Origin of the sequence: Herbiconiux daphne, from assembly GCF_024979295.1 — a bacterium.
Lineage (GTDB): Bacteria > Actinomycetota > Actinomycetes > Actinomycetales > Microbacteriaceae > Herbiconiux > Herbiconiux daphnes.
In genome coordinates this window covers 1-1,669 of record NZ_JANLCJ010000070.1, presented here as the reverse complement: position 1 = coordinate 1,669, position 1,669 = coordinate 1, and the positions used below count along the sequence as shown (strand labels likewise).

The window sequence follows — 1,669 nt, the reverse complement described above, 5'->3', positions numbered from 1 at the left end:
GGTGCTTATGAATGAAATCGGTCATGCATATATGCATTCATTGCCTATCGAAGAATGTTTTGACGCCTCAAGTCAAAGTGAATATATTGCCAATGTTTGAGAAACTGCTTATCTTTACTCAGAATATGCTGATAAGTTGGTGTTTGAAGCACATAAATGGTGAAAAAACTTTGAAAAATCAAAGAAACTTCAATCTGAACTTGCTAAAAATGAAGAAAAAGTGCCACAAACCACCGTCATCGAAGAGGATAAAGGGGAAGAAAAACCGGAGTTGGTCACAAATTCATAAAATTGTGTTAAAATATTATTGATGAAGCACACATCGTCATAAAAGAATTGTATTCAGTGTGTAGGTGATAGATGGGCTTAGTACCGGGCAACCCTGCCTTGTGAGTTTCAAATGGAAACGAGCATGTTGGAGTGTGGGGGCGGTAAAGCATACTGTGTCTTGCTCAGAAATGAGCCCCTTTTTTTATTAACTTGGTATGGAAATTGCAAATATGTGCTATAATGTCAATAAATAACATATATTTTCAAGGAGGAATTCCATGGCAGGTAAGAAAATAATCAAAGAGTCAGTCAAACCGAGATTTAACTCACTCGAAAGACTTGCAGAAGTTGTTGACCCAACTAAAATGCCGATGTTCTTGCATAAGGCGAAAGAGGTTTTGGTTATCGCCGCCAAAGATACCGGTAAATCATTCCCGGTTGAAAATTACAAGGTAATGGCAATGGAACTTGACCCCAATGCTGTGTGTCTTACACTCATGAAACACTCTACCCAAGCGGCAAAACGTGGGTTGAGGGGAATAAACGATGCCCTTTCCAAGCTTATGTGGGACTATGATTTGCCATACAAATGGGAAAAGGCTGATTCCTTCATGTACCGTATGTACCATGACAAGAGGGACAAACTGAAAAACCAAGCGGTTGAGTACAACTCATTCGACAATCCTGATGGTCTTGCAGGTTATACAACCGGTATAGGTGGTTATCCATTTTTGATACATATCGAAGAACCTGTCTTGGATGACGGTTCGGAAACCATTGACCCAAATATATGAAAAAGCAGAAAGAAAACAATCATCGATACGGTTGAACGTCACTACAGGGATTTCAAACATAAGCACCAAACATTGAAAACAGGTAGATATTACCACGAACCGCTGCCGTTCAAGATAATCATAACGATGAATGACTGAGAACCTGACCACTATGAGTCCAAATTGGCGGAACACTACATGCCAAGACTTATTTTTCTTGACTGGTGTCTAGGATTTGAATATTCTAAACTTAGAAGATTATGAAAAGACAAGATAAATGGACAAGATGTTGTGCCGGAACTTAAGCTAGTCATAGATGCCAAATGGGAAGACATAAAGAAGTCGGTTCTTGAAAACCACACAAAATGGGTTTATGTCGAAAAAGATGAAAATGGAATCAAACTTGACAAGTTGATTGGAAGAATGCAAAAGTTCGCCAATCCGCAAAACAGGGACGTTGAGGAGAACAGGGAATCTGTATTCAACGAGATGTATATCGCGTTGGTGACAGGTAACACACAGGACCTTGCCCGTGTGTTCGGTATGGGAAATGACGGAAATGACAGCGTTGAAAAAAGATTTAACTTCAAGTCTAAGTCGGAGGCCAAACATTCATCGGCAGGCCA

2 protein-coding genes are annotated in these 1,669 nt (G+C 39.8%); both read left to right on the top strand.

The features are described 5' to 3' along the window. Window positions 1-548 precede the first annotated feature (548 nt). Window positions 549-1,064 (top strand): hypothetical protein, encoded by a 516-nt coding sequence (locus N1032_RS22930; RefSeq protein WP_259542630.1) that lies wholly within the window; start codon window positions 549-551, stop codon window positions 1,062-1,064. Between the two features lie 270 nt (window positions 1,065-1,334). Then, on the top strand, window positions 1,335-1,669 hold a 335-nt coding region (locus N1032_RS22925; RefSeq protein WP_259542629.1), incomplete at its 3' end, for a hypothetical protein.

Bases quoted from the DNA above. Each gene is read 5' to 3' on its own strand.
- N1032_RS22930 (WP_259542630.1), top strand. From the start codon at position 549: ATGGCAGGTAAGAAAATAATCAAAGAGTCAGTCAAACCGAGATTTAAC.